At 70.4% G+C, this 24,069-nt stretch carries 20 protein-coding genes; 11 read left to right on the top strand and 9 right to left on the bottom strand.

Annotated features, from left to right (window positions below):
- The first annotated feature begins 1 nt into the window (after window position 1).
- Window positions 2-1,015: a PseG/SpsG family protein gene (locus LXN57_RS18045; protein ID WP_251799323.1), complete on the top strand. Its 1,014-nt coding sequence runs from the start codon at window positions 2-4 to the stop codon at window positions 1,013-1,015.
- On the opposite strand, the gene LXN57_RS18040 is transcribed toward LXN57_RS18045, so the two are convergent.
- Together LXN57_RS18040 and LXN57_RS18035 are read right to left on the bottom strand one after the other, a co-directional pair.
- Entirely contained in the window at window positions 993-2,006 is a 1,014-nt protein-coding gene (locus LXN57_RS18040; RefSeq protein WP_251799387.1) for an NADPH:quinone reductase, read from the bottom strand. The genes LXN57_RS18045 and LXN57_RS18040 overlap by 23 nt on opposite strands.
- Before the next feature lie 163 nt (window positions 2,007-2,169).
- Window positions 2,170-2,436 carry a helix-turn-helix domain-containing protein gene (locus LXN57_RS18035; protein ID WP_251799322.1) on the bottom strand — a complete coding sequence of 89 codons (267 nt, stop codon included), beginning with the start codon at window positions 2,434-2,436 and terminating at the stop codon, window positions 2,170-2,172.
- Window positions 2,437-2,752: 316 nt separating this feature from the next.
- Between LXN57_RS18035 and LXN57_RS18030 the strand changes: the two genes are divergently transcribed.
- Complete coding sequence (locus LXN57_RS18030) at window positions 2,753-4,234, top strand: MFS transporter (RefSeq protein ID WP_251799321.1); 1,482 nt, start codon at window positions 2,753-2,755, stop codon at window positions 4,232-4,234.
- Here LXN57_RS18030 and LXN57_RS18025 read toward each other — a convergent pair whose 3' ends face one another.
- Window positions 4,235-5,269: a S66 family peptidase gene (locus LXN57_RS18025; protein WP_251799320.1), complete on the bottom strand. Its 1,035-nt coding sequence runs from the start codon at window positions 5,267-5,269 to the stop codon at window positions 4,235-4,237. It abuts the gene before it with no gap.
- A 15-nt stretch (window positions 5,270-5,284) separates the two neighbouring features.
- Window positions 5,285-5,908 carry a helix-turn-helix transcriptional regulator gene (locus tag LXN57_RS18020; RefSeq protein ID WP_221379694.1) on the bottom strand — a complete coding sequence of 208 codons (624 nt, stop codon included), beginning with the start codon at window positions 5,906-5,908 and terminating at the stop codon, window positions 5,285-5,287.
- A gap of 220 nt (window positions 5,909-6,128) precedes the next feature.
- Here LXN57_RS18020 and LXN57_RS18015 point away from each other — a divergent pair, with 220 nt between their 5' ends.
- From LXN57_RS18015 to LXN57_RS17990, 6 genes are all read left to right on the top strand, one after another.
- Entirely contained in the window at window positions 6,129-9,443 is a 3,315-nt protein-coding gene (locus tag LXN57_RS18015) for an ATP-binding protein (RefSeq protein ID WP_251799319.1), read from the top strand.
- 149 nt (window positions 9,444-9,592) lie between these two features.
- A complete protein-coding gene (locus tag LXN57_RS18010) occupies window positions 9,593-10,672 on the top strand; it encodes an ABC transporter substrate-binding protein (RefSeq protein WP_251799318.1) in 1,080 nt (359 codons plus the stop codon).
- A gap of 178 nt (window positions 10,673-10,850) precedes the next feature.
- Window positions 10,851-13,589: an AbfB domain-containing protein gene (locus LXN57_RS18005; RefSeq protein ID WP_251799317.1), complete on the top strand. Its 2,739-nt coding sequence runs from the start codon at window positions 10,851-10,853 to the stop codon at window positions 13,587-13,589.
- A 67-nt stretch (window positions 13,590-13,656) separates the two neighbouring features.
- Window positions 13,657-15,180, top strand: coding sequence for a sugar ABC transporter ATP-binding protein (locus LXN57_RS18000; RefSeq protein ID WP_251799316.1), 1,524 nt, complete (start codon window positions 13,657-13,659; stop codon window positions 15,178-15,180).
- On the top strand, window positions 15,170-16,138 hold the full coding sequence (locus tag LXN57_RS17995) for an ABC transporter permease (RefSeq protein ID WP_251799315.1): 969 nt from the start codon (window positions 15,170-15,172) through the stop codon (window positions 16,136-16,138). The genes LXN57_RS18000 and LXN57_RS17995 overlap by 11 nt, the downstream gene beginning before the upstream one ends.
- Entirely contained in the window at window positions 16,135-17,148 is a 1,014-nt protein-coding gene (locus tag LXN57_RS17990) for an ABC transporter permease (RefSeq protein ID WP_251799314.1), read from the top strand. Before LXN57_RS17995 ends, LXN57_RS17990 begins: the two co-directional genes overlap by 4 nt.
- A 7-nt stretch (window positions 17,149-17,155) precedes the next feature.
- On the opposite strand, the gene LXN57_RS17985 is transcribed toward LXN57_RS17990, so the two are convergent.
- The 3 genes from LXN57_RS17985 to LXN57_RS17975 form a co-directional block, all read right to left on the bottom strand.
- Window positions 17,156-17,866 (bottom strand): anti-sigma factor family protein, encoded by a 711-nt coding sequence (locus LXN57_RS17985; protein WP_251799313.1) that lies wholly within the window; start codon window positions 17,864-17,866, stop codon window positions 17,156-17,158.
- A complete protein-coding gene (locus LXN57_RS17980) occupies window positions 17,863-18,384 on the bottom strand; it encodes a sigma-70 family RNA polymerase sigma factor (RefSeq protein ID WP_251799312.1) in 522 nt (173 codons plus the stop codon). The genes LXN57_RS17985 and LXN57_RS17980 overlap by 4 nt, the downstream gene beginning before the upstream one ends.
- 165 nt (window positions 18,385-18,549) lie before the next feature.
- On the bottom strand, window positions 18,550-19,719 hold the full coding sequence (locus tag LXN57_RS17975; RefSeq protein ID WP_251799311.1) for a neprosin family prolyl endopeptidase: 1,170 nt from the start codon (window positions 19,717-19,719) through the stop codon (window positions 18,550-18,552).
- Between the two features lie 690 nt (window positions 19,720-20,409).
- Between LXN57_RS17975 and LXN57_RS17970 the strand changes: the two genes are divergently transcribed.
- Genes LXN57_RS17970 through LXN57_RS17960 form a run of 3 tightly spaced genes read left to right on the top strand, consistent with a single transcriptional unit; the run spans window position 20,410 to window position 22,932 of the window.
- Window positions 20,410-20,883 carry a cysteine dioxygenase gene (locus LXN57_RS17970; RefSeq protein ID WP_251799310.1) on the top strand — a complete coding sequence of 158 codons (474 nt, stop codon included), beginning with the start codon at window positions 20,410-20,412 and terminating at the stop codon, window positions 20,881-20,883.
- Window positions 20,880-21,320, top strand: a complete 441-nt coding sequence (locus LXN57_RS17965; RefSeq protein WP_369077284.1) for a rhodanese-like domain-containing protein — start codon at window positions 20,880-20,882, stop codon at window positions 21,318-21,320. Before LXN57_RS17970 ends, LXN57_RS17965 begins: the two co-directional genes overlap by 4 nt.
- Window positions 21,321-21,375: 55 nt before the next feature.
- Window positions 21,376-22,932, top strand: coding sequence for a GGDEF domain-containing protein (locus tag LXN57_RS17960; RefSeq protein WP_251799308.1), 1,557 nt, complete (start codon window positions 21,376-21,378; stop codon window positions 22,930-22,932).
- A gap of 1 nt (window position 22,933) precedes the next feature.
- Here the strand turns inward: LXN57_RS17960 and LXN57_RS17955 are convergent, their stop codons facing one another.
- The gene (locus LXN57_RS17955) at window positions 22,934-23,482 is read right to left on the bottom strand and encodes a hypothetical protein (protein WP_251799307.1); all 549 of its coding nucleotides are present in this window, start codon (window positions 23,480-23,482) and stop codon (window positions 22,934-22,936) included.
- A gap of 138 nt (window positions 23,483-23,620) precedes the next feature.
- Complete coding sequence (locus tag LXN57_RS17950) at window positions 23,621-23,974, bottom strand: Atu4866 domain-containing protein (RefSeq protein ID WP_251799306.1); 354 nt, start codon at window positions 23,972-23,974, stop codon at window positions 23,621-23,623.
- Window positions 23,975-24,069 lie beyond the last annotated feature (95 nt).

Genomic DNA, 24,069 nt, shown 5'->3' with positions numbered 1-24,069 from the left:
AGTGGCGATCGTCGGTATTCGCTGCGACGCCGGTGCCCGCACCGGCGTCGGTCATCTCGTCCGGTGCGTCGCCCTGGCCGAGGAACTGGTCTCCCGCGGCGCCGGAGTCGTCTTCCTGAGCGACCTCGGCGGCGTCGAGTGGGCCGAAGCCCAGCTCACCCAGCGCGGCCTGCCCTGGCACCCGCCCCCGGCCGACGCGGCCGGGCTGGTCGCGGCGGTCGAGCGGCTCGAGCTGGACGCCCTGGTGATCGACTCGTACACGCTGCCGCCGTCGCACTCGGTGGCGGTCCGCGAGACCGGCCGGCCGGTGCTGGCGATCGTCGACGGGGACTTCCGCGGCCAAACCGCGGACATCTACGTCGACCAGAACCTCGACTCGGTGGTCGACGTCGAGGGCGCGGTGGGCCTGGCCGGGCTCGACTACGCGCTGCTGCGCAGTTCGGTGCGGAGCCTGCGGCCCCTGACGCCGTCGGTGCACACCGGTTCGCGTACGCCCAAGGTCGTGGCCTTCTTCGGCGGCACCGACGCCTACCGGGCCGCCCCCGAGATCGCCGTCCTGCTGGCCCAGACCGGGGCGCCGTTCGAGGCCACGATCATCGGCGCCAACCAGAGCCTGCGCGACGAGCTGCACGCGGTCGTGCCGACCGAGGGGCAGCGCTTCGACATCATCGCGCCCACCGACGACCTGCCCAAGCTGCTGTCCGAGGCCGACCTCGCGGTGAGCGCCAGCGGCACGTCGACCTGGGAGCTGCTCTGCCTCGGCCTGCCGGCGGCCCTGGTCTGGGTCGTCGACAACCAGATCCTGGGGTACGACCGGACGATCGCCCGCGGATACGGCGCGGGGCTCGGCCGGCTCGGCCACCTGGGCGCGGACGCCGTCGACACGCTGCACCACCTGCTGACCGATGCCGCCGCCCGCACCGACCTGGCCCAGCGGGCCTGGTCGGCGGTGGACGGCCGCGGCGTGGAAAGAGTCGCCGACGCGCTGCTCGTCAGGGCTGAGTCACCTCGATGACGACCTTGCCCACGGCGTTGCTTTCGACGGCCTCGTGGGCCTGGACGACCTGCTCGAAGGGGAAGCGGAGGATCGGCAGACCGGCCTTCTCCCCCACCCGGAAGGCGCCGCTGTTGACGGCCTCGCCCACCGCGGCGACCGCGTTGTCCTTCTCCTGCTCCGAGGTCGTGTAGGTCAGCACGAAGTCGAGGCTGACGTTCTTGAGCATGGCCTTGAAGCTCGGCACCGTGAACTTGCCGCCGACGTAGATCGCGATGTTGCCGCCGGGCGCGATCACGTCGAGGTCGGACGCCAGGTTGTCGGTGTTGACCTCGACGATCACGTCGGGGCCGGTCTCGCTCAGCTCGCGGACCCGGGCGGCCACGTCCTCCTCGCGATAGTTGATCACCGCGTCGGCCCCGGCGGCCGCGGCCAGATCGGCCTTCTCCTTCGACGAGACAGTGGTCAGCACGGTCGCGCCGGCCCACTTCGCGAGCTGGACGGCGGCGTTGCCGACCGCACCGGCCCCGCCGGCCACCAGCACCGTCCGGCCCTCGAGCGCGCCCGGCGCGAGCCGGTCGGGCCCGTCACTGGCCAGGGTGAGGCAGCGGTGGGCGGTGAGCGCCGGAATACCCAGCGCCGCGCCGACCTCGAACGGGACGTCCTCGTTCATCCGCACGACCTGGCGGCGGGGCAGCACGACGTACTCCTGCGCGGTGCCGTTCTCGCGGGCGTACGAGGCGTCCCACACCCAGACGTGGTCGCCCGGCTCGAGCCCGCTCACTCCGTCACCGATCGCATCCACCACGCCGGACCCGTCCTGGTTCGGCACACGTGGCGGCGATACCCCGTCGGGCACGCCGCGCCCGGCCCGGGTGCCGGTGTCGGTCGGGTTGACCGCGGACAACACAATCCGGACCCGCACCTCACCCGGCCCCGGCGGCAACAGATCCCGCTCGACGATCTGAAGAACGGACGCGGGACCTGGCTCAGTGAACACGGCTGCACGCATCATGCATCCACCCTATGTTCACCCCTTGCCCAACGCCGCCGCACAGTTGCGAGCGTGCTCAGTGACACGCGCGACCGACCACTCGGGCAGGCTCGATCCCAGCGCCACGACCGCGTCTGCGCTCGACGCCGCGCGCAACGCTGCAGGACGACGAGCTCCCGGTTCACAGCGGCCCACCGCCCAGGGAGTCGAGGTAGGCGTCCAGATCAATCTCCGGCTCAGGCTCGACCCGAACGTCGATGAGCAGGCCTAGCGCGGACACCACCTTGAACACCAGCCCGACCTCGGCGGTTGGCTTGCCGGCCTCAAGATCGGACAACCAACGACGGCTCACGCCTGCCCGGTCGGCCAGTTGGACCTGCGTCATGCCTGCAGCGCGACGCCGCTCGCGTAGGTAGAGGCCAAGGTCGGTGGAGTTGCTGAGACGCATGACCCTCCTAAGTGCGCGTACGTGCACACCATATCGCGTGTGCACGTACGCGCACACAAGATTTTATGTGCACGTACGCGCACGCAAGGCTGCATGTGCACGGACGCGCACCCTCCATGGAAAAGCACACGTACGCCCCCCAGTTTCTCGGCCTGCGCACGCGGCCCTGGATCACGCGGCCCTGGATGAGGTGAGGCGCTCAGCTTTGACAAGATTCTGTGGGGCGGTTGTGACGGTTTGGGAAGTAGCGAGGCACACAGCCGCACCAGACGCCTGACCTATCCCTTCCGGGCCTGCTCACGGTTACTGTCGCCGCATGGATCTCACCACCGGTCAACCCGTCCGGTACAGCTCGGCGGCCGGCCGGTGGGTGCTGCTCGCGACCGTTCTCGGTTCGAGCCTCGCGTTCATCGACTCGACGGTCGTCAACATCGCGCTGCCCGAGATCGGGCGCGACCTCGGGGCCGACGCCGCCGGTCTGCAGTGGACGGTCAACGGGTACGCGCTCAGCCTCGCCTCTCTCATCCTGCTCGGCGGTTCGCTGGGCGACCGGTACGGCCGCAAGCGGATCTTCCTGATCGGTGTCGCCTGGTTCGCGGTCGCCTCGCTACTGTGCGGCCTCTCCCCCAACATCGAGACGCTGATTCTGGCCCGCGTCCTGCAGGGCATCGGCGGCGCGCTGCTCACTCCGGGCGCACTGGCCATCCTGGAGGCGTCGTTCACAACTGAAGACCGGGGCAAGGCGATCGGCGCCTGGTCCGGCCTCGGCGGCATCGGCGGCGCCCTCGGGCCGTTCCTCGGCGGCTGGCTGGTCGACATCGGCGACTGGCGCTACATCTTCCTGATCAACGTGCCGCTGGCTGCCCTCGTGCTCTGGGTCGGGGCCAAGCACGTGCCCGAGTCACGCAATCCCGAGGCCGCGCGCCGCATCGACCTGATCGGCGTGGTCACCGGCGCCCTCGGGCTGGCCGGTCTCACGTACGGCTTCACGGCCTGGCCGATGGACGGGCCCGGCAGCCCCGTGGTGCTGGTCTCGCTGGCCGTCGGCGTCGCCTCCCTGGTCGCCTTCGTGCTGTACGAACGCCGGGCGGCCCACCCGATGCTGCCCGTACGGATCTTCGCCGACAAGGCCTTCAGCGGCGCCAACCTGGTCACCTTCGTCGTCTACGCGGCGAACGGCGGGGTCTTCTTCCTGTTCGTGATCAATCTGCAGGTCGTGTCCGGCTATTCGCCGCTGGCGAGCGGCATCGCGCTGCTGCCGACGACCGCTCTGATGCTGGTGCTCTCGGCCCGCGCGGGCGGGCTGTCGCAACGCATCGGCCCGCGCATCCCGATGACCGTGGGCCCGCTGATCTGCGCCGTCGCCCTGGTGCTGATGTCGCGGATCGGGCCGGACGCGAACTACTGGACGGACGTCCTGCCGGCCGTGGTGATCTTCGGGCTGGGGTTGTCGGCGCTGGTGGCGCCGCTGACCGCGACGGCCCTGGGCGCACTGGAGGATTCGTACGCCGGGATCGCCTCGGGGGTGAACAACGCGGTCGCCCGGGCCGCCGGCCTGCTCTCGGTGGCCGTGTTGCCGCTGGCGGCCGGCCTGGGCGGCGGCAGCCTGACCGACGCCGCCCAGCTTCAGCCGGTCTACCGGAACACGATGATGATCTGCGCCGGCCTGATGGTGGTCGGCGCCGCGCTGGCCTTCCTGCTGGTGCCGAACCGGCTGGCCGCGCACCCCCCGGCCCGTACGTTCTGCGACCCCGGCTCCACGCCCGCGCAGCCCCCGGTGTCCGAGCGGGTCGCCTGATCAGTAGTGCGCGACGATGCGGCGTCCGGGACCGTCAACGGTCATCCGGCCGCCGTAGGGCAGCACCCACTGCGGTGACGTGTGTCCGAAATCGATCCCGAATACGGCCATCGCGGCGGGGTTGTAGGCGCCCAGCGCCTTGAGCGTCGCCTCCCGCTGCTCGTCGCGGAAGCGGGCGCGTTCCTCCTGCGGCGGGCGGTGGTCGAGGTTGCTCGCCTTGGCCGCGGCGACGAGCACCGCCGGGAACTGTTCGAGCAGCCCGCGTTCGCCGGCGTTGCGCAGCATGCGGAAGACCTCCTCGGCCGGCGGCAGTTCCTCGGAGGTCTCGAGCAGCAGGATCGAGCCCGCGTAGCGCTCCGGCGGCAGGATCCAGCGCGAGGCGGCCAGGTTCCAGTGCAGGATCTCGAGGTTGCCACCCCACGTCGGCGCGGTGACGACCGTTTCGGGCTGGTGCCAGTGCCACCCCGGGCTCGGCACTTTTGGCCCCGAGGTGGTCAGCGAGGCCGGGTCCTCCCAGCTCACCTCCTCGTCGCCGAACTCGGCCACGGGCACGATCGGCAGGTCGACCGTCTCGAAGAGGGCGGCCCGCAGCGACGAGGCGTGTTCGGCCTCGATACCGCCGCCGCGCGCGAGATGCACCATTGTGGAACCGCCGTGATAGCCGGCCACTCCGTGGCTCCACAGCCAGTTGAGCAGGTTGGTGTTGTCGGAGTAGCCGAAGAACGGCTTCGGGTCGGCCACGAACGGCGCCGGGTCGAGGTGCGGCAGCACGGTGATCTGGTCGTCGCCGCCGATGCTGGCGAACACGGCCCGGATCGACGGGTCGGCGTAGGCCGCCATCAGGTCGGCGGCCCGGTCGGCGGCCGGCGAGCCGGGCCGGCGGGTGGTCGGGAACTCGACCGGCTCGAGGCCGAGTTCGTCGCGGACGCGCCGCAGGGCCTGCTCGTGCTGGGCCGGGAAGACGCCGGGGCCGGCCCACGAGGGCGAGACGATGGCAACGCGGTCGCCGGGCTTGAGTTTGGGCGGGGCTTCCATGCCCCCAGCAAACGCCTAGATCATGCCCGCGCGAAGCGCATATGCCACAGCGTGGGATCGGTTGCGGAGTTTCAGGCGATGGGTGACGCCGTAGATGACGTTCTTCACGGTCCGCTCCGAGTAGCAGAGCTTGCCGGCGATCTCGTTGGTGTCGAAGCCGTCGGCCATCAGCCGCAGCACATCGATCTCGCGCGGGGTCAGCCCCGAGGCGTTCAGCCCGTTCGGGGTGAGCACGTCACGCTGCATGCGCTCGACGTGTTTGAGCAGCTCACCGACCAGGTTCGGGGGCAGCACACCGCCGCCCGAGGCGGCCGCCTTGACGCTGTGGGCCAACCGGTCGGCCGACACGGCGCCGCGCGGCAGGATGGCGACCACGCGGCACTCGACCGCGGTCAGCAGGTCGCCCTCGTCGATCTCGGCGACCACCAGCACAACCGGAGCGCCGGTCTCCGCACCCGCCCGCCGCAGCGTCGCCACGACCTCTGTGCTGAGCCTCTCCGCGGCCACGACCAGCACGTCCGCTTCCGCTCGCTGGGCGTTGCGCACTACGGTGAGGTCGCCGCGGAACTGGAGCAACGCGGCGAGGCCGGCGTGGCTGAGCGGGTCGGTCGCTTGCACGGCGACGCGGATCTGTTCCATGGCTGCCTCCCCATAAGGTCAGGGAGGTCAGTCTGCGAAAAGCGCCTTCAGGGAACCTTCACGGATCCTTCATCGCGAACGGAAGGCCGATGAACCAGTTGAGCAGAGAGCGACGGCCGCGCGGAAGGGCGACCGCCGAGGAGTGCCCCTCCGTGCGCTTTCCGTTATCCGTTGGCACCCCGCACCGTCTCCCTTGACCATCATCGACGCGGGAGGACTCTTGACGAACGTCTTGCGCGTCAGCCTGCTCGGGCCGGTGCGGGCCTGGCTGGGCGGCAGAGAGCTCGATCTGGGCCCGGCCCGGCAGCGCGCGGTGTTCGCAGTGCTCGCCGCGCACGCCGGCCGGGTGGTCGGGCGCGACGAGTTGATCACGGCCATCTGGGGTGATTCGCCGCCGGTCACGGCGGTGGGCAGCATCTACACGTACATCTCGGGGCTGCGGCGCGTCCTCGAGCCGGAGAACCTCAGCACGGGCTCGGGCGGCTACCAGCTGCGCGTCGACCCGGGCGACCTCGACTCGGCCCGTTTCCAGCGGCTGCGGACGGCCGCGGCCGAACTGCTCACCGCGGGCGACGCCACGGCCGCCGTCGCCCGGCTGGACGAGGCTCTGGGCCTCTGGCAGGGGGACGCGTACGCCACCCTGGCCGGTCCGTTCCTCGAACTCGACCGGCAGCGACTGGCCGAGCTGCAACTGGCCGCAGCCGAGCAGCGGGCCCGGCTGATGCTCGAGGCGGGCGGCGACGACGGGCTGATCGCCGAGCTGACCGCCCTGGTCCGCGACCACCCGCTGCACGAGCCGCTGCACGAGTTGCTGATGCGCGCCCTGCACCGGGTCGGCCGGCACGGCGAGGCGCTCGAGGTCTTCCGTACGGCTCGCCGCACGCTCGTCGCCGAGCTGGGCATCGAGCCCGGCCCGGCGTTGCGCTCGCTGCACCGGCAGCTGCTCGCGGGATCGGCCGAACGCGGTGCCCCGCGGCCCGGCCCTGGCTCCTTCCGCACGGTGGTGCCGACGCCGATCGCCAAGGCCCTGCGGGACGGGCTCGGCGGCCGCTCCTGGGTCGGCCGGGTGGCCGAGATTGATCATCTGCGAGGGCTGGTGCGCGCGGTCGCGGCGGGCACCGGGGGCGCGGTCTGGATCTCCGGCGAACCCGGCATCGGCAAGACCGAGTTGCTCACCCACGCCTTCGCCGACGCCGCCCGCTTCGGTTGCCGGGTGGCCTGGGGCGCGGCCGACCAGCTGGGTTCCCGCGTACCCCTGCAGGTGTTGTCGCGGGCGCTCGGGCTGGAAACCGCGTCCCGGCGTCCACAGGAGACCGAGGGCCCGGCCGAGGACCAGATCGTCGCCGCGGTGCGGTCGGCCTGCGCCGCGTCGCCGCTGGTGCTCGTGGTCGACGACATGCAGTGGGCCGACAGCGCGACCGTGCGGGTGTGGGAGAGACTGCTCAGCCTGGTCGGCCAGCTTCCGCTGCTGCTGGTCGCGGCGGCCCGGCCCGACGCGCACCAGGCCCGCCTGCGCCGCCGGATCCGGGCCGGTCAGCAGATGCCGCTCGACCTCGGCCCGCTCGTTCCGGCCGACCTCGACCGGCTGGTGACGGCGCTGGTCGGCGCCCCGCCCGGGCCCAACCTGCGCGAGGTGGCGGCCCGCTCCGGCGGCAACCCGTTGTTCGCCCGCGAGTTGGTGGCGGCGCTGCGGCAGCGGGACGCCGTCGAGATCAGTGGCGGCCGCGCCGACATCGGCCCCGAGGTGACCGTCGATCCGCCCCAGACCCTGCTCGATGCCGTGCACGCCGCTCTCGAGGTGCTCTCCGCCGAGACCCGTGAGGTGCTGCGGCTGGCGGCCCTGCTCGGGTCGGAGTTCTCGGTCAGCGAGGTCGTGGCGGTAACCGGACGGTCGGCGCTCGACCTGGTCGGCGCGCTGGAGGAGGCGCTGGCGGCCGCGGTGCTGGTCGACAGCGGCACCGACCTGGCGTTCCGGCACCCGTTCCTGCGTCAGGCGCTGATCGCGAGCGTGCCGCCGGCGCTGCGCGCGGGGCTGCACCGGCACGCGGCCGAGGTGCTGGCGGCCGGCGGCAGCCCGCTCACCCGGGTCGCCGAGCAGCTCAACGCCTCGGCCCCGCTGGCCGACTCGTGGGTGCTCAACTGGCTGGTCATCCATCACGCGGCAGTGGTGCGCCGGGCCCCGCAGATCGCCGGCGACCTGATCCGGCGCACGCTCGCCACCGACCTGCCCTCGGCCGAGGAGAGGGCAGTCCTGCTGGTCGCGCTGGTACGGCTCGAATACCGGCGCGGACGCGTCCCGCTGCACCAGGCGGAAGAGGCGATGAGCCTGGCCACCGATCCCGGCGACCGGGCCGAGATGCGCCAGCTGCTCGCGACCATGCGCCACCACCGGGGTGAGACGGCCGAGGCCGAGGCGATGCTGCACGAGGCGGTGGACGACGACCGGGTGCCGGCTATCTGGCGTTCCCGGCACCGGGTGCTGCTGGCCAACTTCCGCCGCGGCGACCTCGAGGATCTCGACGCGGCCGAACGCCGGGCGACGGCCGTCTACAACGAGGCGGTGGCGGCCGGTCAGCCTTACGAGACCGCGTTCGCCCTGCAGACGATCTGGCTGACCAGCTCGATCCGCCGCGACCACGAGCGCGCCCTGGAGCATGTGGACCGTGCGCTGAGCGTGGTGCGCGGCCGCCCGGGACTGGCCGGCACCTACTTCGACCTGCTCGACAACCGCCTCTTCTCGCTGCAGAACCTCGACCGGCTCGACGAGGCGCAGCAGACCCTGGAGACCGCGGCCGCCTTCGCCGCCGAGGAACGCCTGCCCGCCGGGTTGCAGGTCGCGACCGCGGTGCAGGACTACTGGCTGGGCCGGTGGGACGAGGCGCTGGCCGAGGTCGGCGCGGTCACCGAGGACGGCCCGGGCATCACGTTCCACGGCCAGCGCGAGCCGGGAGCGGTGACCATGCTGCTGCACGGGGTGGCCGCGCTGATCGCCCTGCACCGCGGCGCGCGTGACCTCGCGGCGGCTCACCTGGGCGCGGCCGACGCGGTGCCGGCCAGCGAGGCCGAGCGCGAGAACTGCGACTTCCTGCTCGTGGCGCGGGCGCTCGCGGCCGAGCAGCGGAACCGGCCGGACGAGGCGCTCGACCTGCTCGGGCCGCTGCTGCAACCGGCGTACGCGCCGATGATGCTGCGCCACCAGTGGCTGCCCGATGTGCTGCGGCTCGCCCGCCGGCACAACCGGCCGGAGGTGGCCGATCAGGCGGCCGCGATCTGTGCGACCGAGGCCGCCCGCGAGGTGCGACCGGCCCGGGCGTACGCGGCGAACCTGCGTTGCCAGGCCCTGCTGCTCGGCGATCCGGCCCCGGCGCTGGCCGCGGCGGCCCACTACCGCAAGGTCGGCCGCGCCCTGGAACTGGCCGCGGCGCTCGAGGACGCGGCGGTGCTCAGCGGCGAACGGCCCGAGGAGGCCCGCCGTCTGTACGCCTCGATGTCAGCGCGCTGGGACGTCGCACGGACATCGACTCCCATGGTTTGATCAAGCCGAAGTCGCAAAGACGATCTTGGATCGCGTGCATTCGTGCGCGTCTATGGTGCGGAGTCTTGACAGAAAAAGTTCGATAGTGCGTGAATGTGTTTCGAGGTGGTTACTCCCCGATGTCACATCCACCGCTAAGGAGCTCTGTCATGAGCGTTTCCCCCGGCCGCTGGCGGCCGGCGGCCGCGATCCTAGGTGCGGCCCTTCTCTTCACCAGCGCCTGCGCCAAGTCCGAGGACGACGGCGCGACCGCGAGCAACACGCCCGCGTCGGCCGGTGCCCAGGTCGTGCAATCGGCTGATCCCGAGGCTGCGACCTGCACACTCGAACAGTTCGGCGGCACCAAGTTCGACCTCAAGACCGCGAAGGTCGGCTTCTCGCAGTCCGAGAAGGAAGCCAATCCCTTCCGCATCGCCGAGACCAAGTCCATCAAGGACGAGGCGGCCGAGCAGGGCATCACAAACCTCACCACAACGAACGCGAACTCCCAGTTCAACAAGCAGATCAGCGACGTCGAGCAGATGATCGACTCCGGTGTTCAGCTGCTGGTGATCGCGCCGCTCAACTCCGACGGCTGGGACTCCGTCTTCGCCAAGGCCTCGGCCAAGAAGGTCCCGATCATCACGATCGACCGCAAGATCAACGCTGATCCCTGCAAGGACTACCTGACGTTCATCGGGTCGGACTTCGCCGAGCAGGGCAAGCGCGCGGCCGACGAGATGGCCAAGGCGATGGGCAACAAGGGCAAGGTCGCGATCCTGCTGGGGGCGCCCGGAAACAACGTGACAACGCTGCGGACCAGTGGCTTCAAGGACCAGATCGCCAAGGTCGCGCCGGACATCCAGGTCGTCTTCGAACAGACGGGCAACTTCGCGCGCGAGGAAGGGCAGAAAGTCACCGAGCAGCTACTCCAGTCCAATCCGGACATCAACGGGATCTACGGCGAGAACGACGAGATGGCCCTCGGCGCCATCACCGCCCTGAAGGGCGCGGGCAAGAAGGCCGGCGACGTCAAGGTGGTGTCGATCGACGGCACCAAGGGTGCTGTGCAGGCCATCGTGGACGGCTGGGCCTCCGCGGTGATCGAGTCGAACCCGCGGTTCGGCCCGCTCGCGTTCGAGACGGCGACGAAGTTCCTGAACGGCGAGCCGGTCGGCCAGGACATCATCATCGAGGACCGGCAGTACGGCACGGATAACGCCAAGACGGACATCAGTAGCGCGTACTGAGCGGGCACCCGGGCGGCGTGCCTAGGAACGCGCCGCCCGGGCCCGCTTCCCGGAACCCGGAACCCGGAACCCGGAACCCGGAAACGCTACACAATGAAGTTCGTCTATTGCTGACTGTGTGCGTTCACGTCAGTATGTGTGCATCCCCGCACGGCTCACTCTTAGAAGGAGAGAGAACGTGACCGCACATCCCCGAAGACTGCTGGCCATCGCCGCGGCAGCGTTGACGGCCACCGCCGGCACGCTGGTCGCCACCACCGGACCCGCCGCGGCGTTCGTCCCCAAGACGCCGCCGATGACCACGCCGTGGACCGGCCAGGTCAGCACGGCCAATCCCCTCCCCGAATACCCCCGTCCGCAGCTCACCCGCGCCGACTGGCAGAGCCTCAACGGCATCTGGCAGTTCACGGGGGCCTCGAACATCAACACCCCGCCGACCGGGCAGACCCTCGGCGAGGAGATCCTCGTGCCGTACCCGATCGAGAGCGCGCTCTCCGGGATCATGCGGCGCCAGGACTTCTCGTACTACCGGCGCACGTTCACAATTCCGGCCGGTTGGTCGGGCCGGAATGTGCAGCTCAACTTCGGCGCCGTCGACTGGCAGTCGAAGGTCTGGGTGAACGGCACGCTGCTCGGCACGCACGAGGGCGGCTACGACAAGTTCTCGTACGACATCACCAGCGCGCTGCGCGCCGGCAGCAACGAGATCATCGTCGGCGTCTGGGACCCGACCGACAGCCAGGACATCCCCGTCGGCAAGCAGCGGATCAACCGGGGCGGCATCTTCTACACGCCGTCCTCGGGCATCTGGCAGACGGTCTGGCTGGAACCGACCAACCCGGCTCGGATCACCCGGCTCGACACCACCCCCAACGTGTCGGCGGGCGGCCTCGATCTGATCGTGCAGGCGGCCAATGCGGGCGGCCAGGCGGTCACCGCGCAGGTTCTCTCCGGCGGCACGGTCGTCGGCTCGGCCACCGGCACGGTGGGCTCGTCCTTCCGCGTCCCGGTCCCGAACGCCCGCCTCTGGACCCCCGACGACCCCTTCCTGTACGACCTGCGGGTCACGCTGGGCAGCGGTGATGCCGTCGGCGGCTACTTCGGCATGCGCTCGCTCGGCAAGGCGATGCTCGGCGGGGTGCTGCGGCCGACGCTGAACGGCAAATTCGTCTTCCAGCTCGGCTCGCTCGACCAGGGCTACTGGCCGGACGGCATCTCGACCGCGCCCACCGACGCGGCCCTGCGCTTCGATCTGGAACAACAGAAGTCGCTCGGCTTCAACATGGTGCGCAAGCACATCAAGGTCGAGAACGACCGCTGGTTCTACCACGCCGACCGGCTCGGCCTGATGGTCTGGCAGGACATGCCCGCGCTGGCCAGCGGCCGGGAGCCGTCGGCCATCGGGCGCACCCGCTTCGAGAAGGAACTGCGCGAGCTGGTCGACGAGCACAAGGGCATCACCTCGATCGTCCAGTGGGTGCCGTTCAACGAGGGCTGGGGCGAATACGACGCCGGCCGGATCGCCGACCTGGTGAAGAGCTGGGACCCGACCCGCATGGTCAACCACAACTCCGGCTCCAACTGCTGCGACTCCGACCCCGACCCGGGCAACGGCGACGTCATCGACGATCACCTGTACGTCGGCCCGGGCATCTCCCGGCCGCCGACCGCGACCCGTTTCGTGGTCAACGGCGAGTACGGCGGCCTGGGCCTGCGCACCAGCCGTGAATGGCCGACGGCCGGCAAGTTCGCCTACGAGTGGCTGCCCGACTCGAACGCGCTGACCAGCCGCTACGTGCAGATCACGAGCCGGATGACCGATCTGATCAACGCCAACGGGCTGTCCGGCTCCGTCTACACCGAACCGACCGACGTCGAGGAGGAGCTCAACGGCTTCTTCACCTACGACCGGCAGCAACAGAAGATGGACTTCGCCCGGGTCCGCGCGGTGCACCAGCAGGTGCTCGGTGCCGCCAACGGCAGCACCATCTCGACCGGCAAGCTGGTGTCGCTGCGGGTCACCACGCCCGGTTACACCAACCGCTACCTGCGGCACGCCGCCGGCGCCGCCCGCACCGACGTGGTCAGCACGAGCAGCTCCACCACCGACCGGCAGGACGCGACGTTCTGGGTGCGGCCCGGCCTGTCCAACGCGGCCTGCTACTCGTTCGAGTCGCGCAACTTCCCCGGCCAGTATCTGCGGCACCGCAACAACCGGGTCTACCGCGAGGCCAACACCGGCGGCACGTTCGCGGCGGACGCCACGTTCTGCGGCCGGGCCGGCCTCTCCGGTGGCGGCACCTCGCTCGAGTCGGCCAACCTGCCCGGCTCCTACCTCCGGCACCGCGCCGAGGAGGTCTGGGTCGAGCAGAGCAACGGCGGCTCCTTCGCCAACGACGCGACCTGGACGGTCGCCGCGCCGCTGTGGCGCAGCGGCGCCGACCTGACCGTCGGGCAGAACCGCTCGTTCCGGGTCACCACGGCCGGCTACGACACCCGCTACCTGCGACACCGGGACAGCCTGGCCCGGACCGACGTGATCACCACCGGCAGCCCGGCCGCCGACCGGCAGGACGCCACCTTCACGGTCCGCGCCGGCCTGGCCGACAACAGTTGCTACACGTTCGAATCGGTCAACTATCCCGGCCGTTACCTGCGGCACGCCGGCTACCGCCTGCAGACGGCGGCCAACGACGGAACGGCGACGTTCCAGCAGGACGCCACGTTCTGCGGCCGGCCCGGCCTGAACGGCGGGGCGGGCACCATCTCGCTCGAATCGATCAACTATCCCGGCTACTACTGGCGGCACTACGCCGAGGCCGTCTACATCGCCACCAACGGCGGTGGCAACACGTGGGACGGCACCGGCAGCTACAACGCCGATGCCACCTGGAACAACGCTTCCCCACTGGGGTAGCGCGAGAGCAGCCGGGCCGGGTGGTGCCCTGATCACCCGGCCCGGCACCCGTACGGAGGAGAACTGAATGGCGTTGCTGGAAGTCAACGACGTCTCGAAGATATTTCCGGGCGTGCGCGCCCTCGACCAGGTCTCCTTCACGCTGCAACCGGGCCAGGTGCACGCGCTCGTCGGTGAGAACGGCGCCGGCAAATCCACACTGATCAAGGTGCTGACCGGGGTCTATCAGCCCGACGGGGGCGAGCTGAGATATCAGGACGCGCCCGCGCAGTTCGGCACCCCGATGGACGCCCAGCAGGCCGGCATCTCGACCATCTATCAGGAGGTCAACCTCGTCCCGCTGATGAGCGTGGCGCAGAACCTCTTCCTCGGCCGCGAACCGCGCACCGGCCTCGGCCTCATCGACCGCAAGCGGATGGACCGCGAGGCCCGCGAGATCCTCACCGGCTACGGCGTCACCACGGACGTCCGGCGGCAACTGGGCACCCTGGCCCTCGGCGCACAGCAGATGGTCGCCCTGGCCCGGGCCGTGATGGTCGACGCCAAGGTCGTCATCATGGACGAGCCCACCTCGTCGCTCGAGCCGCGCGAGGTACAGACCCTGTTCGGCGTCATCCGCGATCTGCACGCCCGCGGCATCGGCATCGTCTACGTCAGCCACCGCCTCGACGAGCTCTACCAGATCTGTGACACGGTGACGATCCTGCGCGACGGCAAGCTCGTGCACACCGGCAAGCTGGCCGCCCTCGAGCGGATCAAGCTGGTCTCGCTCATGCTCGGGCGGGACATGGCCGAGGTACGCCGGGAGGGCGCGACCGCGTTCTCCGGTGCGGCCACCGGCGACACCGACGCCCCGCCCGTGCTGCGGGTGCGCGAGCTGAACAGCCGGCACAAGCTGCACGACGTGAGCTTCGACGTGCGGCCCGGCGAGGTCGTCGGCCTGGGCGGGCTGCTCGGCGCCGGGCGCAGCGAGACGATCAAGGCAATCGGCGGCGCGTACCACCTGGACAGCGGCGACATCCAGGTCGACGGCAAGGACCTGAAGAAGCCCACTCCCGTACGCGCGGTGGAATTCGGCATCGCGGTGCAGCCCGAGGACCGCAAGGCTGAGGGAATCGTCCCCGGCCTGTCGGTGCGCGAGAACATCGCCCTCGCCGTGCTCCCCCGCGTCTCCCGGTTCGGGTTCGTCTCGGACAGCAAGGTGAACGAGATCGTCGACCGGTACATCAAGCGCCTGCGCATCAAGGCGTCCAGCCCCGACCAGGCAGTCGGCGACCTGTCCGGCGGCAATCAGCAGAAGGTGCTGCTGGCCCGCCTGCTCGCCACCGATCCCAAGGTGCTGCTGCTCGACGAGCCGACCCGCGGCATCGACGTCGGCGCCAAGGCCGAGGTCCAATCGCTGATCGACGAGCTGGCGGCCGAGGGGCTCGGCGTCGTGCTGGTCTCGTCGGACGCCGAGGAGCTGGTCGAGGGTTCGGGCCGGGTGGTGGTGCTGCGCGACGGCGTCGTGGTCGGCACCCTGACCGGCAACCGGGTGACCACCGAGGACCTGATGGCAACGATCGCGACGGAGGCCACCCGTGAGCACTGAGACGGTGGCCGCCCGGCCCTTGGCCGACGCAGCGAAGATCAAAGCCTGGCTGCCGAAGTACGGCGTCTACGCCGCCATCGTGCTGCTGGTCGTCTACAACATCTTCTTCACCCCGTACTTCGCGACCTGGAGCAACCTGCGCATCCAGCTGATCCAGGTGGCGCCCATCGTGATCGTGGCGCTCGGCATGGCGCTGGTGATCGGCACCGAGGGCATCGACCTCTCGGTCGGTTCGGTCATGGCCCTGGCGGCTGCCTTCATCCCCCTCTATCTCGGGTACGGCGTGGTGGCCGCGATCCTGGTCGCGCTGCTCGCCGGAGTCGCGGTCGGTCTGATCAACGGAATCCTGGTGGCCCGGGTCGGCCTGCAACCGATCGTCGCCACGCTGGCCCTGTTCGTCGGCGGCCGCGGTCTCGCCGTGGTCATCAGCGAGGGCAAGCTGGTCGACATCCGCAACCAGGACTTCCTCTACCTGGGCTCGGGCGACCTGCTCGGCATCCCGGTGCTGGTCTGGATCGCGGCGCTGCTGGTGCTCGTCGTGGGGTTCGTCGTCCGCCGCACGGTCTTCGGCCGGCGGCTGCTGGCGATCGGCGGCAACCGGCCCGCCGCCGAGCTGGCCGGCCTGCCGGTCAAGCGGGTGCTGATCACCGTGTACGTGGCGTGCGCCGTGCTGGCCTCGATCGCCGGCCTGCTCTCGGTGGCCCGCATCCAGTCCAGCGACGCGTCCTCGGTGGGGCTGCTCATCGAGTTGTCGGCGATCACCGCCGTGGTGGTCGGCGGCACGCCGCTCACCGGCGGCAAGGTGCGGGTCCTGGGCACGGTGGCCGGCGCCCTGCTCATGCAGCTGGTCATCGCCACGATGATCAAGCACAACCTGCAGCCCTCGACGACCGAGATGGTGCAGGCCGTGATCATCCTGATCGCGGTCTACGTGGCCCGAGAGAGGAAGACCCGATGACCATGGGACTCGCATCGGAGCCTTCGGCAATTGTGGTGGAGGACGTCCGCAAGGCGGAGCGCACCGACCGGATCGTCGGCACGATCCAGCGGCAGGGCGCGCTCGCCGTCCTGATCGTCGTCGTGCTGATCGCGCTGGCCACCTTCCCCAACTTCCGCAGCCTCGACAACGCGGCCACCATCCTGGTGGCGGCCGCGCCGCCGATGCTCATCGCGCTCGGCATGACCTTTGTGATCATCACGGGTGGCATCGACCTGTCGGTCGGGTCGCTCTACGTGCTCGGGGGCGTGCTCGCCGCCTGGGCGTCGCAGTACGGCATTCTGGCCGCGTTCCTGCTGCCCCTGGCCGTGTGCGGGGCGATCGGCGTGGCGAACGGGCTCCTCGTCGCGTACACCCGGATGGCGCCCTTCATCGTGACCCTGGCCGCTCTCCTCGGCGCCCGGGGCCTCATGCGGGCGATCAGCTCGGAGGGCTCCAACACCTATCTGGTGCAGAACGACGCCTTTCGCAAGCTCGGCAACGGCTCGTTCCTCGACATCGGCTACCAGGTGTGGCTGGTCGCGGCGCTGGTCGTGATCGGCATGGTGGTGCTGACCCGCAGCCGGTTCGGCTCGTCGGTCTATGCGGTGGGCGGCAGCGAGGACGCGGCCAGCCTGATGGGTGTGCCGGTACGCCGCACCAAGGTCTGGGTCTACGTGCTCTCGGGTCTGCTGGCCGGCCTGGCCGGCGCCATCAACGCGGCCAAGCTCGGCTCCGGGGTGACGGTCCTGGGCACCGGCATGGAGCTGGACGCGATCGCCGCCGTAGTGATCGGCGGGACACTGCTGACCGGTGGCGCGGGCACAATCGCCGGGACGATCGCCGGTGTGCTGCTGCTGGGCGTCATCCAGAACCTGATCAACCAGGTCGGCAACGTCAACAGCAACTGGCAGCAGGTGATCAGCGGCACGTTCCTGGCCCTGGTCGTGGTGGCGCAGACCTATCTCGTACGGCTGAGAAGGGTCACCTGACCTGGTTTCAATCAACCTCGGCGGTGCCCAGGACCTGGCCGTCGTGGTCCTGCACCTCGATCCGGCTGACGTTGCGCAGCTGGATCGAGCTGGCCCCGATCACCTTGGCGTTGCCACTCGGCGTCGGCCCCCACACCATCGCCTGCTCCACCTGGCCCGACGACCCGCGCACCTGGCAGTGGAACGGGCCGTCGCCGCTGAGCTTGCTGACGTCGAGCGACACCGAGACCCCCCACGTCTTCGGCGTCAGCACCGCCTGGCCGGCCAGGCCACTGCCCTGGGCCGGTTGGAACTGCGCCGTCACCAGTTGGGGGCTCGGCAGCACCTGGGGCTGCCGGCCCTCGCGGCTGCCCCGCAGCACCCCGATGCCGACCGCCACCGCGACCAGCACCACGGCCGCGGCGGCCAGCCAGCGGACACCAGCCATGCGACTCTGCCGGGAACGCTCGGCCCGCAGACGACGTAGCAGGCCCTCGATGTTCTCCGGGCTGGGCCGGGCCGACATGCTGACCGGTGCGGTCGCGACATCGTCGTCGGCCCGCTCGGCCTCGGGCAGGCGGCGCAGCAGCTCGGGCACGGCAGCGAGACGATCGAGCTCGTCCCGGCAGCGGTCGCAGTCGCGCAGATGGGCGTCGAGCCGCTCGGTGTCCGCCTCGTCGAGGCCGCCGAGCAGGTAACCGCCGAGCAGGCGGTGCAGCTCATCGTGGTCGGTGCTCACCGCAGCACCCCCATCTCTTCGAACACTGTGCGTAAGGCCCGCACCGCGTAATAGGCCCGGGACTTCACCGTGCCCTCCGGAACCGAGAGCTGGCGGGCCGCGTCCGCCACGCTCTGACCCTCGTAGTACATGGCCCGGACCACCGCCTGGTGGTCGGCCGACAGCCGCTCGATCGCCTCGGCCACCAGCCAGCCCTCGACCATCCGGTCGACGTTGTCGGCCGACGGCATCGCGTTGACCGCGGCCTCGTCGGCGACCAGGTGCGGGCGGCGCTGCTCGGCCCGCCACGCGTTGGTGACCACGTTGCGGGCGATGGTCAGCAGGTAGGAGCGGGTGCGGCCGGGCTCGGGGTCGAGGTGGTCGATGTGCTTCCAGGCGCGCAGCAGGGTCTCCTGCACCAGGTCTTCCGCCCGGTGCCGGTCGTGCACGTAGCGCAGGATGAAGCTGAGCAGCACCGCGTAGTGCTCGGTGTAGAGCGCGGTCATCAGCTCCTCGTCGGGGCTCACCCGTCGCCTCATCCGCGCCCGCCTTCTCGACCTTCGCTCCGCCAACACGTTGTACACCGTGACGGTGAACTCGGTTCGACCGGGCTTTTGCCGACGTGGCGTACACCAAAAGAACGATGCCCGGTCCCCCTCGCCGGGACCGGGCATCGCGTCACATGTCGGACGTTACGATTTCTCTCAACAGAGGCCCGTGGGCCGGGCCGGGCCGCCGTAGCGGAATGACCGCTTCGAGGGCACGGGCGGTTCGACCGACTCGTCCACGACGGGCTTCACCTTGTAGAACGGGACCTCTTCCTCGCCGGCCTTCAGCTTGTCCGGGAAGCTGCGCATGTAGAGATCGACGGCCGGGCCGTCGACGAAGCCGACGCTCGAGAACCGGGCCGAGGTGTCTTTCTCGGGACCCGTGCCGTTGCCCATCGCGGTGCCACACGGCTTCTCGCGGCTGGCAGCCACCTCGCCGAAGACCTGGAGGTAACCGGAGCGGTTGAACTCCACGCCCTTCGCGGTCCAGTTGGTCTCGGGGAAGTAGCCGATCCACTCGGTGTCGTAGGCGACCCACCAGGCGTCCTTGAAGTACTGGATGCCGAACTTCTTGGTGATGCCGTAGGTGAGGGTCGCGCCCGGCTTCACGGTCGGACTCACCTGCACGAAGCCACATTTGTTGTAACAGGTCGGCTCGCCGTTGACCCAGTGGAAGACGAACAGGTGCGGGTCGTCGTCGCCGTTGACCAGGCGGTCGACCGTCCAGCCGATCTCGACGATCTGTTCGCCGTCGGCCGACTGGAGCGCGACCTCGGCCAGCGTGTGGTAGTCGTTCCGGTCGAGATCGGGCTTGCCGATGGTGACGTTGGCGAAGATGCCCGAGGTGTCGGCGGCCTGCGAGCCGACGTTGTAGAGATAGTTGACGTTGTTCGCGGCGGCCTTCACACCCAGCGGCTTCGGCGGCACGGCGTCGGTCTGCTCGGTGCGGATCACGCCGGCGTTGCCGCCGCTGCGGCCCTTGGGCCCATAGCGGGCCCGCGGCACCAGCGAGCCGGTCGTGTCGGGTGCGGCGGCGGAGAGGCCCTCGGCCCGCAGCGTCTTGCTGGTGACGCCGTTGCGGCCCTTCTTGATCCGCTTGGGGCGATCGCCCCACGGCAGGACGGGCGGTGGCAGCAGCACCTGGCCCGCGCCCGCTACTACGGCGTCAGCGTCGGGCGAGTCGTCGGCAACCCCCGCAGCCGCACTCGCCTCGGGTGGGGTAGCGATCTGGTCGGCCCCTGCGCTCACGGTGGAGACCACACCGATGGCGCCGACCACGGCAACCGCTAGGCCGGCGGCTAGGAGACCGCGGCGTGACTTCAACACGTGTCCGTCCTCGTTGATCGGGGGTTCGGAGGAGGGGGCGAGGCTGCCTCCGGCACCGGTTCTCGGCGGCGACGTCACCATATAGCTTTCTCGATTGCCGAGCCCCGGCTCAGCTTGATTTCCGCCTTAACGGTTGAGGCGGTGAGCCGATCCGGTGATACATCGGCGCATTTCGCTGACGGAGCGTGTCGGCATGACTCCGGAGAGCCTGATTCGGGCTTTGTCAAGAAAGAGGCTAACTCCCGCGAGCTTCTTTCAGCTCTCGCGAGTGGCACCGCCCGCACGATCCTGTCCGGAGGCAAGGAACCCCTTGTCCGGGCCGGGTTTCGCACCGACCGGTCGACTTCCGGCGAGCCGGACTGCCGACTTCCGGCCGCCGCTACTGTGCGCAATGGAATGTCTCGCAATCTGTCCGGATATATCCGGATCGCTAATTGTCGATCTTGAGCATCCGGCTCGGAACGTTTCGGGCATGTCTGCTATCGGCGACTCGATCAAATGATCGGTAATGAATAAGACCGGCATTCGGTGTGGACGGTCCACCGCACCAGGCTGCTCTCAGACCCCGCGCCGTGGCCGACACCACGCGATCCTGATCGGCTGACTTCCCGCCATCCTGGCCGCCCAGGCGGTAATGTGACCCAAAGCCTATGGTACTGATAGGCAATGTATAAAAAGCGAGGAGCTCCCGTGACTGTCGTCGACACCCGTCCCGACCATCTCGCCGTCGCCGCCCGTTTCGCCACCGCCCCCGAGCAGTGGCCGGTCGCCCCGCGGTTCAATCCGGTCGGCCGGTGGTACCACCGGCTGCACGTCGCCGACGACCACGAGGTCTGGCTGCTGACCTGGCTGCCCGGTCAGGGCACCGAGTGGCACGACCACGGCGGCTCGGCGGGCGCGTTCCATGTCTTCGGCGGCACCCTCACCGAGGACACGGTGGCGGTGGCCGACGGCCACCCGCCCCGCGTCACCTCCCGCGAACTGGGCGAGGGAGCCGGCCGCCGGTTCGGCCGCCACCACGTCCACCGCATGACCAACCGCTCGCGCCGGCCCGCGGTCAGCGTCCACGTCTACGGCCCCGCCCTGACCACGATGACCAAGTACCGCCTCGGCGCCGGGAGCCTCGAAGCGCTCGCGGTGGAACGGGCCGGCGCCCAGTGGTGACCGCAGCTCCGGCCGGCTCCCTGAGCATCGACCAGATCCTCGCCAACGCGCGGACCCGCCTGACCCGGGTCGGCCCGCTGCGGACGGCGGCCGCGCTGAGCCGGGGCGCGGTCCTGGTCGACATCCGCCCGGCCGCTCAGCGGGCCCAGTTCGGCGAGATCCCGGGCGCCGTGGTGATCGAGCGCAACGTGCTCGAGTGGCGGCTCGACCCGCGCAGCGACGCCCGGCTGCCCTTCGCCGACAGCTACGACCTCGAAATCATCGTCACCTGCCAGGAGGGCTACACCAGCAGCCTGGCCGCGGCTGCCCTGCAGGACCTGGGCCTGCACCGGGCCACCGACCTGGCCGGCGGTTTCGCCGCCTGGCGCGATGCCGGCCTGCCGACGATCCCGGGTGCTTCCCAGGGTCCCCGACTGTTCTCCCAGAAATCACCGTGAGATAAGTCGATGTACCCGGTAGTTGATCGCACCGTCCAGTGTTGATACTGGGACCATGGACGGCGAGATCGATCCGGGTAGACGGCTGCCGGTGCCTGTCACCGTGCTCGGTCCGCTGCATCTGCTGGCGCAGCGGGTGCACCGCCTGGCCAACACCGGTCACGGCCACGAGGCGCTGGCAGCGGCCGACGCCTACCTGGCCATAGCGCACGCGGTCGGCGACGACCGCACCATCCTGTTCCTCGTGCAGGGGCAGATGTACGCCAACCTCTATATGGGACGCCTGATCGAGGCGGCCGACCTCGGCGAGCGGCTGCTGCGGTTGCACCAGGCCGCCGGCTCGACCCTCGGCGAGGCCAAGTGCCTCTGCGATCTGGCCCAGGTCGACGTCCTTCGTGGACGCTATTTCGTCGCCATGCGCAATCTGGCCCGGGCGGCCGTGCTGCTCGACCTGCCCTACACCGACTTCGGCCGGCGCATCTCGGCCCTGTGCTCGTTCGCCGAGGCGGCGACGGCGGCCGAGATGTACGAGATCGCCGCCGCCACCTACGAGAAGCTCAGCATCACCCACGCGAACTTCAGCCTCGTGCACGCGGCGACCCTGCTGCACTGGGGTCTGCGGCTCAGCCACGTCGGCCGGCACGACGAGGGTGCGAACCGGCTGCGGCGCAGCGCCGAGATCACCCGCCGTCAGGTCGAGCAGCGCCCCGACGACATGGTGGCGACCGCCATGCTCGCCCTCGCGCTGGCCAAGCTGGGCGACGTGGTGCCGGCCGAGAAACTGGCCCGCGAGGCGGTGATGCCGCTGCGCCAGTCGGAGAATTTCCGGTACGCCCGGATGGCCCACCTGGCCCTCGGCATCAGCCTGCGCGCGCAGGGAGCGCTGGCCGAGGCCCGCACCGAGTTCGTGGCCGCCCGCGAGTTGTGCGCGTTCGGCCCCCGTCCCGACGAGAAGCCGGTGATCCGCTTCGAGATGGCGCTGACCGCGCTGGCCATCGAGGACGGCCAGGCCGGGCGGGACCTGTTCGATGCGGTCGAGGGCCAGACCCGCGAGTTGTGGCGGCTGCGCATGCAGCGACTCGCCATGCTGCGCCAGGCCCGCCAGCGCGAGGAGTCCGAGGCGGCGCTCGAACGGGCGGAACGCGAGGTGCTGCGCGACCCGCTCACCGGCCTGGACAACCGGCGCCGCTTCGACCTGCTGATGGACCGCATCGACCGCGGCCTGGCGGCGACCCCGATGGTGCTGCTGATCGTCGACGTCGACCACTTCAAGGCGATCAACGACGCGTACTCGCACGCCACCGGCGACCGCGCGCTGCGCGAGGTGGCCCGGATCCTGCGCGCGCACTGCCGCACCGAAGACGTGCCGGTCCGGTACGCCGGCGACGAGTTCACCGTCTTCCTCCAGGGCGACCTGGCCGTCGGACGCGAGGTGGCCGAGCGCATCCGCGCCGCCGTCGCCCGCACCGACATCGTTCCCGGCGTCCGCCTCACCGTGAGCGTCGGCCTGGCCGTCCTGGGCGAGGGCATGTCCGGCGAGACCCTGTTCCGCGAGGCCGACGACCGCCTCTACGCGGCCAAGTGGAGCGGTCGCAACACCATCTCGTCCTGACTCAGTTCGGCTTCACGACCCCCGAGCGGCCGCTGTAGAGGCTGCGCGAGTTGTCGAGGCCGCGCGGGGTGTCCGGAGCGTCGAGCCAGACGATGTACGGCGCCCCCGGCTTCAGCCCGCTGATGGTGGCGCTGCCGGTGCATCCACCGCCGGTGGTCACGGTCTGCCACTTCGGCTCCGGCTGGGCCCCGCTGACGATCTCCTGCGGTACGGCGGCCACCCGGTAGACCTCGCCGTAGCGGGCGGGCCACTGCACCTTCAGCGAGCCCGCGCCCGGCGTCACGGTCATCGGGATGAGAACCTGTCCGACGTCCTCGTTCCAGGCGATCGCGCAGGCCGAGCTGGTCGGCAGGAACGAGACCGGCGGCAGCGCGGGCGGGAACGTGCCGCTGCGCCGGGTCACCGCGCTGGGCGTCGCCCGGCCCGGCTCGACGTTCACCCAGGCCTCACCCGGTGCGGCCGTCGGGCTCGCGCTCGCCGACGGGCTCGAGCCGCTGCCGCAGGCCCCCAGCAGGAACGGCAGCACCGCGAGCACGGAAACTCGGCGCATCTCTCCCCCTCCCCACTTCCGTTCGGCGCGGAGGAGCCGGGGCTTAGGGCCGGCCGGCCCTCGCCTCGGGGCGGACCCGTCGTCCCCTATCCGGTGGGGGCGGGCCGGTCGTCCCCCGCACTATCAGGCGCGGCGGGATCACCACCCGGCTCGGCCGAGGCGGTGGCCGGCCATCTCGAGCACCTCGTCGCCCACGGACACGGGCGTTCGCAGGCCGGAATAATCGCTGAGGGTCAGGGTGCGGCCGGCGAGGTCGTAAGTGCCCTGCGGGCGACGCTTGCGCCCCGCCACCTTCCCCGCGTACGTTCCGTCCGTCCTGATATCGAGACGAACCGTGCCGTCCGCGCTGAGCCAGATACCGACCGGCGCCGAGACCGCGACCCTGGTGGGCTTCCGCCCCGAGGTGCCGGGTTGCTCGGCCGCCTGCCCGCCCATGGCGATCGCGATCAGGGCGGTAGCGTCCAGAACGGCGGTGTCCACGTGCTGGTGCATGTCGGCTCCGAGGGCAGGGGGCATGGAGCCCTCACCATCGGCAGCCCCCGGGCCGACTCGCGGCAACCGGCCGGTGCAACCCGGTTGCACGCGGC

This window comes from Paractinoplanes hotanensis (assembly GCF_023717965.1).
GTDB lineage: Bacteria > Actinomycetota > Actinomycetes > Mycobacteriales > Micromonosporaceae > Actinoplanes > Actinoplanes polyasparticus.
This window is presented reverse-complemented; position numbering and strand designations above follow the sequence as displayed.

Coding starts and splice junctions, on each gene's coding strand:
- LXN57_RS18000 (WP_251799316.1), top strand. CDS start 13,657: ATGGCGTTGCTGGAAGTCAACGACGTCTCGAAGATATTTCCGGGCGTG.
- LXN57_RS17960 (WP_251799308.1), top strand. CDS start 21,376: ATGGACGGCGAGATCGATCCGGGTAGACGGCTGCCGGTGCCTGTCACC.
- LXN57_RS17980 (WP_251799312.1), bottom strand. CDS start 18,384: ATGAGGCGACGGGTGAGCCCCGACGAGGAGCTGATGACCGCGCTCTAC.
- LXN57_RS18030 (WP_251799321.1), top strand. CDS start 2,753: ATGGATCTCACCACCGGTCAACCCGTCCGGTACAGCTCGGCGGCCGGC.
- LXN57_RS17990 (WP_251799314.1), top strand. CDS start 16,135: ATGACCATGGGACTCGCATCGGAGCCTTCGGCAATTGTGGTGGAGGAC.
- LXN57_RS18010 (WP_251799318.1), top strand. CDS start 9,593: ATGAGCGTTTCCCCCGGCCGCTGGCGGCCGGCGGCCGCGATCCTAGGT.
- LXN57_RS17955 (WP_251799307.1), bottom strand. CDS start 23,482: ATGCGCCGAGTTTCCGTGCTCGCGGTGCTGCCGTTCCTGCTGGGGGCC.
- LXN57_RS18035 (WP_251799322.1), bottom strand. CDS start 2,436: ATGCGTCTCAGCAACTCCACCGACCTTGGCCTCTACCTACGCGAGCGG.
- LXN57_RS18020 (WP_221379694.1), bottom strand. CDS start 5,908: ATGGAACAGATCCGCGTCGCCGTGCAAGCGACCGACCCGCTCAGCCAC.
- LXN57_RS17950 (WP_251799306.1), bottom strand. CDS start 23,974: ATGCACCAGCACGTGGACACCGCCGTTCTGGACGCTACCGCCCTGATC.
- LXN57_RS18025 (WP_251799320.1), bottom strand. CDS start 5,269: ATGGAAGCCCCGCCCAAACTCAAGCCCGGCGACCGCGTTGCCATCGTC.
- LXN57_RS18040 (WP_251799387.1), bottom strand. CDS start 2,006: ATGCGTGCAGCCGTGTTCACTGAGCCAGGTCCCGCGTCCGTTCTTCAG.